Source organism: Streptomyces sp. NPDC096040 (genome assembly GCF_040303265.1).
In the GTDB taxonomy this organism is placed as follows: Bacteria; Actinomycetota; Actinomycetes; order Streptomycetales; family Streptomycetaceae; genus Streptomyces.
The window spans coordinates 1-5,954 of sequence record NZ_JBEOTA010000077.1 but is presented as its reverse complement, the minus strand read 5'-3'; the positions used below and the strand labels follow the sequence as shown (position 1 = coordinate 5,954).

The window sequence follows — 5,954 nt, the reverse complement described above, 5'->3', positions numbered from 1 at the left end:
TCATTCGTGCTGGCCACCCGGGCACTACTCCTTCTCCGCCCTCGACTCAATGAATCATCCAGTATGCCTGACTCGATCTACTTTGACAGAGAGGGCTTCGGCCTCGGCGGCGGTGATCAGTGCCTGGATGAGCCGGAGAGCGCGTCCTTGGACGGGCTTGGTCAGGCCGAGCGGCTGGCGTTCGTTCTGCATGGCTCGGACAACGGCGTGCGGCCGAGTGAGCCGCGAGGGCACGGGGACGGGGTCGAGGACGGCAAGGCGCCAGGCGGGGATGTCGACGAGCTTGATCTCATACCCGTCACGGCACCAGCTTCCGTACAGCTCCTTCGTCTCCGGAACCCTTCCGGACCTGCGTGCTGCGGCGACGCGGGACGGCCACTTCTCCAAGTCGGGACCGCTGCCGCTCTTGACGATTCGGCCGCTGGCCTCTGCGAGCTCCTGTAATAGCTGCTCCGTGAGCGTCACACGAGGCTGTGATGGAGGGTTTGGCTTCCGCCCGGAGGTCGGAGTTGCCTGCGCTCGGGTGGACTGGGGTCGTGGAGTGGCGGCCTGGGGCTTCCGCGGGCGTGATCCGCGGGGAGGGTATGTGCCGTGTGCCAGGTAGTGCTGGCCGGCGCTCGTCAGGGCGACGCTCCACTGCCCGGCCTTCCGGGAGACCGTGACTAGGCCCCGGTTGTGCAGTGCCTGACAGGTGGTCTTGTAGGAGTTGGTCTCCCATACGCCGGCAGGGCACCCGGCTTCCACCCACTGCAACACCGAGAGCTGCCGCTCGTTGACCTGCCGTTCCAATGGCCCGCCTTCGACTCGAAGTGACGTACGACGGCGGCATGGTGTCAGTTCCGTTGGTAGACGACCGGTGCTTCGACTCGATTCGTCCGAACGAGCGAGCTGACGTGGCTGCAAGCCGGATAGACGGAGAACGGTAGGTGGGTGCTGTCCTGCGGCGGGGTCTGACTCCTGAGATGCCTGACCGGAGTGTCCTGCTCACACTGTGTCGACCACCGGCCGTGGGCGGTGCGTTGCTGGTCTAGGGCTGACCGGGCGTGTCTCGATAGGGGCTTGCCGGAATGGCGTCATCACGATTCTGACCGTCCGCACGGCCCGGTGCCGGCTAGCGATAAGCCGTCGGTCTGAAAGGGAACGAGCGTGATCGGCACACCTTCCGCTCCGGGTTCTCGTCGCCGCCGGTCGGCGAGGGAGGTGGCCCTGGGAGTGGACACGCATCGGGATGCCCATGTGGCCGCTGTGCCCTCCTTGGTGGGGGAAGCGACCGGCACCGAGGAGTCCCGGCTAGTGCGGCTGGATACCGAGACCTGCTGGGGTGGGCCAGGGCGTCGGGTACGGTGCGGCGGGCCGGAGTGGAAGGTACCGGTTCCTTCGGGGCTGCCCTGTCACGTTATCTGCTGGCCCAGGGCGTGGACGTCTTCGATGTGAACCGGTTCGACCGCGCCGACCGCCGTCGGCGCGGCAAGTCCGACCCGCTCGATGCCGAGAACGCGGCCCGGGCGGTGCTGAGCGGGCGGGCGCGCGCCCAGGCCAAGACGGGCTATGGGCCAGTGGAGATCGCCCGGATGTACAAACTGGCCAAGGACCGGCGGTCAAGGCCCGCACCCAGGCGATCAACCAGCTCAAGGCCGTCCTCATCCGTGCCGATCCGCAGCTGAGGGAGGAACTGGCCGGGCTGGGCAACGCAGAGCTCATCCGCACCTGTGCAGGGCTCGTCGACGACAGCCTGAACCACGAGGCTGGCGAGGGATCGGTGCTCCACGCCACCCACGTCACCCTGGGTCTCCTGGCCCGGCGCATCAGGCAGCTCAGCGACGAGGTCCAGGAGCTGGAAGGCCACCTGACCCGGCTGGTGGAATGCCATGCTCCGCAGCTGCTCGAGGTGGTGGGCATCGGTCCGGACACCGCCGTCACTTTGCTGATCACGATCGGGGACAACCAGGAACGCCTGGGCAGTGAGGCGTCCTTTGCGGCGCTGTGCGGGGTCAGCCCAGTCGAGCGTTCCTCGGGCAGTCGGCAGTACCGTCGCCTCAACTGCGGAGGCGACCGGCAAGCGAACGCCGCCCTGCACCGGATCGTGCAGACCCGCCTGCGCGTCGACCCGCGCACCCGGGACTACTACGAACGCCGCAGCAAGGAGGGCAAAACTCGGCGCGAGATCGCCCGAAGTCTCAAGCGCTACGCGGCCCGGGAGGTCTTCCACCTGGTCACACCTGTGCAGTCGCAACCCTCGTTATAGGGGCAGTCGTGACAGAAGCCGACCAGGCCCGAGAAGCGGTCTGGGACTCCGAGGGCGGCCATGGCGCCCGTGTAACCGCGCCGCCGGCATGCTCAGCGTGATCCCTGAAACGGCCCCGGTGAAACCGCCGGGGCCGTCCTTTCAGGCGCAACACGTGAGAGTGCGCAACCCACAATCCACGATACGCCTGCTGACCGGGCCCAGCCGCCGGCAGCGCGCAGCCGCCGCCAGAGTGCCGCTATTCCGCATTACCGCGCCACTGCCCCTGGACACGGAACCAGAGTCCGGGAGCGTAGATCGATTCGACGACAGCGGCTTCGCCTTTGGTCACCCTGAGGATCCGCAATGCGCCGCTCGGAAGCAGGTCGTACTCGTACGTGGCGGGCGACTCACCTTCGGTGATGTCGTCGTAGGAGATATCTGCAGCCGCCAGCTCCGCGTATTCCTTGGGGGGCCGGTTCTCCACCAGCTTGATGAACACGCTCATACCTCGACGATAGATCCCTCGCGGTTTTCTCGCGTGACATGCCAGAGTCACCGCCCACGGCCGCACCACCAGTCGGGCGGTATCGGCTCACTCCAGGATGGCAAGGTGGTCGGCGGCACCCCCGCGCCACTCGATCAGGAAGAGGGTCGCGTCGTCGCTGGTGATCCCGCCCCGCTTCCGGATCAGGTTGTGGGAGAGGGAGCGCACCACCGCCCGAACCCCTTCCCTCGGCATGCTCGATGCGGTTGACCCAGGCGATGAGTTGCTCCTCGCCGAACTGCTCGCCGCGGACATCGTGCTCCTCGATCAGCCGTCGGTGAAGCACAGCACCCGGTCGCCGACCTGGAGCGTCTGCTCGCTGAGCTGGGGCTCGTCGCCGCCGAAGCGGACGATGTGGAGCTCGACGCACGGGTCATCTCGGGCTGCTTCGACACCGCGAACATCCCGGCGCTGGTACGGGACCGGCCCGACGGTCGCCTCTGACCGCCGTCACGTCTCCGACGCTGCCCGGTCGGTGCCGGTGTCAATGAGGATCCGTTCGGCCTGCGTCACGTTGTCGGCGCGGATGGCTTCGGCCGTCGCGGCGCGCGCCGCGTCGGGCGTCGCGTGCGGCGGGATCACGAGGAGGGAGAAGTGGTCCTGATCGCCTCGGGTGATGAGGACGGTGTCGTCGCCGACCGGGAAGGAGTCGATGCGTACGACGCGGTCGTCGAGGATCAGCCGCGTCGGCAGTTCTTCCCAAGCGGCGGTGTCCAGGCCGATACGTGTGATCGGCCCGAGGTGCTCGGGCAGTGCGGCGATCAGCGCGGGAAGCTCGGCGGCGATGTCACGGGACCGAGGCCACCATGCCCCGTCGAGAACTCCCTGCCGGTCGTGAGTCGTCTCCAGCCGTATGACAGCCGTCCCGGCCTTCACCGCCTGGTGGACGGTGTCCGGCAGGAGCCTCGTCACGCGTGGGGAGTCGGAGTCGGGCATCGCACTCGTCTACCTGTCTGCCAGCGAGAAACACAAGTAGGTTCTTCGTTTCACGGTACTCCGCGGCTCGCGGCGGCCGGGAAGCCCGGCGGTCGCACGGGTGGGCTGCAAGAAGCGCCAGAGTAGAGTGAAAGATCGAGTCCACTGATCAGATCCGTGCCCACACAACGAGGTCGCCATGCAGCCCGCGGAAACACCCTCGGACGGGCACGCCGACGTACGCATCGTCGCCGCCTTCCCCGAGGTCGCCCGTCGCGTCGCGGAGGTTCTCCGCCGCTGCTTCGCCACCACCGAGCAGCGCAGCTATCCTGCGGGCTCCACGGGAGGGACGCGTCTCCAACTCACCGTGGACACCACGCGCGCGGCGGAACCGGCGCGGTCCTGGCTGGAGACCAGCCGCTCCTCGGGGGAGGACCGCCGACCGCAGTGAGGCGATGCCCAGGAGCGGTCCTTTCGGCCTCTTCGGGGAGTAGCGTGAACTCATTGGGAGCCATTTCGCACATCGGCCCGGATGCCGGTGTCGTTCCTGGTGAGCAACGGTTCCGGGCAACTGCCCACGCGCAGGGGTCCGGAGACGGGTTCGCATGATGTCCGCGACCACCGACCATCTCCCGCTGTATGCCGTGCCCTTCAGGGTGCCGACCGCGCGCCTCGCACTGAAAGCCGTGAGTCCCTCCCCTGGACGGGGCGAGTTGGACGGGGCCTGGTGGCCTCGCTCCCGTGACCTGACACATGAGCTCGCTGCGCTGGCCGACGTACTGGACCCGTTGTGGGGACGGATCACCCGTGTCGCCGTCAACCCCCGCTACTGGCCGATCACCCCGCGCAAGATCTTCGTCAACGGCCATGTAGTGAAGGTCGGTTGGTTCACCTCTGAGCTGGATCCGCACAAGATCCTGCTGCTGTCCCACACGGCCGGCCGCTGGGACCTCCTGGTGATTCCGCCGGAGACCAGTGCCCCCTCGGCCGCCCGGCTGATGGCCGCCGCGAGCGCGAGCACCGGCCCGCAGCTGACCGCGACCGCTCTCCTGATGGCGGAGCAGACCAACGACACTTCCTCGTCGTACGCGGCCGACACCGGACGGCCCGGTCGACTGGTGGCGGGGATGTGACGAACGGCGTCACCGCCCTGGCCGTCAGTGCCCTGGGGATGGGCCGGGCAGTCTGTGAGGGGCCGGATCAGGCGTGATCGCCCGCGGCGGCTGCCATGAGCGGTTCGGCGGCCTCCACGGTCGTATCCGGAGGCACGACCAGCAGATCCCAGCGCCCCCGGCCGGGAGCGAGCAGGACGATGGTGTGCGGGGCGGATGCCGTCAGGCTTCTGTGCAGTCGTACGACCTGGTTGGCTACGAGCATCCGGCCGGGCGGCATGGACCACATGGGTCCGTTGACCGTGGCGCTGCTGATGTTGCCCCACGCGCGGGGCAATCCGGCGAGCAGCCGGGGGAGTTCGGCGAGCAGGTCGTACGAGCGCGGCCACCACGCTCCGTCGATGGGCCGGGGCGTGCCCCCGTGGGGCGCCAGGCGCAGGCGCAGGACGGGGTGGGAGGGAAGCGGGGGTTGCAGTGCGGTGGTCATGACGGGCTCCTGGCAACTGGCATACGCGGGTGAATGTTTGGCGTCAGGCGCGAGGGGCGGCGACGCGGGCCGGAGTCGGCCGGCGCACGTCGTACACCCAGCCGAGGCGTTCGAGGAGGCGGATGACGGCGGCCGCCGGTTCGTTCTGGCCGCGGTCGACGCCGTGCCGGGCGCTGGTGGGGTCGGCGTGGTGGAGGTTGTGCCAGCTCTCGCCGAGGCAGAGTCCGACGGAATCGCCGTCATGGACACAGGGGAAATGCAACGACATGCGGGGCTCCTCGGCCTCGGTGCGGATGGCGCGGCCAGGGTCAGGCCCGTGATGGGAGCCGCGAGGACGAGACCGGTCCGATACCGACATACGAAGGGCCCTCGCTGCCTTCACCGTACTCCCGCACGCTCCGAAACGAGACGGGCCGGTCACGTGGCCACCGCGTTGACACGGACCGTCGCCGGACGTCGATTGGCAGCACGACGTAGAGCCATGCCACTCCGCACACACGGCGAAGCATCGCGCCTTCCCGTCTCGCCCAGCCGCGGGAACCTTACTGATGTGAGGTTCCCCCGCTGCGCGGGAGCGGATGACTAGCTGGTCAGGGCGGGTTGACGTGGTTTCAGGTTCACTTGTTCGGTCGTTGCCTGGTTGGCGTAGTGCTTCTCCTCGTACTCGAT

6 protein-coding genes and 3 pseudogenes are annotated in these 5,954 nt (G+C 68.2%); 3 read left to right on the top strand and 6 right to left on the bottom strand.

Translation table 11 applies throughout. The features are described from left to right. Positions 1-54 precede the first annotated feature (54 nt). A complete protein-coding gene (locus tag ABTY98_RS41875) occupies positions 55-465 on the bottom strand; it encodes a hypothetical protein (protein ID WP_352226421.1) in 411 nt (136 codons plus the stop codon). Between the two features lie 681 nt (positions 466-1,146). Here ABTY98_RS41875 and ABTY98_RS42480 point away from each other — a divergent pair. Further along, positions 1,147-2,245 (top strand): annotated as a pseudogene (locus ABTY98_RS42480) (IS110 family RNA-guided transposase). Between the two features lie 238 nt (positions 2,246-2,483). On the opposite strand, the gene ABTY98_RS41860 reads toward ABTY98_RS42480, so the two are convergent. The 3 genes and pseudogenes from ABTY98_RS41860 to ABTY98_RS41850 all read right to left on the bottom strand — a co-directional run bounded on the left by ABTY98_RS41860 (position 2,484) and on the right by ABTY98_RS41850 (position 3,707). Further along, entirely contained in the window at positions 2,484-2,732 is a 249-nt protein-coding gene (locus ABTY98_RS41860) for a hypothetical protein (RefSeq protein ID WP_352226419.1), read from the bottom strand. Positions 2,733-2,819: 87 nt separating this feature from the next. Then, positions 2,820-3,122 (bottom strand): annotated as a pseudogene (locus tag ABTY98_RS41855) (SpoIIE family protein phosphatase); the annotation flags it as partial. 99 nt (positions 3,123-3,221) lie between these two features. Further along, positions 3,222-3,707, bottom strand: coding sequence for a DUF5994 family protein (locus ABTY98_RS41850; protein ID WP_352226418.1), 486 nt, complete (start codon positions 3,705-3,707; stop codon positions 3,222-3,224). Between the two features lie 178 nt (positions 3,708-3,885). Between ABTY98_RS41850 and ABTY98_RS41845 the strand changes: the two genes are divergently transcribed. After that, positions 3,886-4,137, top strand: coding sequence for a hypothetical protein (locus tag ABTY98_RS41845; RefSeq protein ID WP_352226417.1), 252 nt, complete (start codon positions 3,886-3,888; stop codon positions 4,135-4,137). 154 nt (positions 4,138-4,291) lie between these two features. Continuing rightward, positions 4,292-4,819, top strand: coding sequence for a DUF5994 family protein (locus ABTY98_RS41840; RefSeq protein ID WP_352226416.1), 528 nt, complete (start codon positions 4,292-4,294; stop codon positions 4,817-4,819). Between the two features lie 67 nt (positions 4,820-4,886). Here the strand turns inward: ABTY98_RS41840 and ABTY98_RS41835 are convergent, their stop codons facing one another. Both ABTY98_RS41835 and ABTY98_RS41830 read right to left on the bottom strand, forming a co-directional pair. Continuing rightward, complete coding sequence (locus ABTY98_RS41835) at positions 4,887-5,285, bottom strand: DUF5994 family protein (RefSeq protein ID WP_352226415.1); 399 nt, start codon at positions 5,283-5,285, stop codon at positions 4,887-4,889. A 43-nt stretch (positions 5,286-5,328) separates the two neighbouring features. Next, positions 5,329-5,508: pseudogene (locus ABTY98_RS41830) on the bottom strand (acyl-CoA desaturase); the annotation flags it as partial. Positions 5,509-5,954 lie beyond the last annotated feature (446 nt).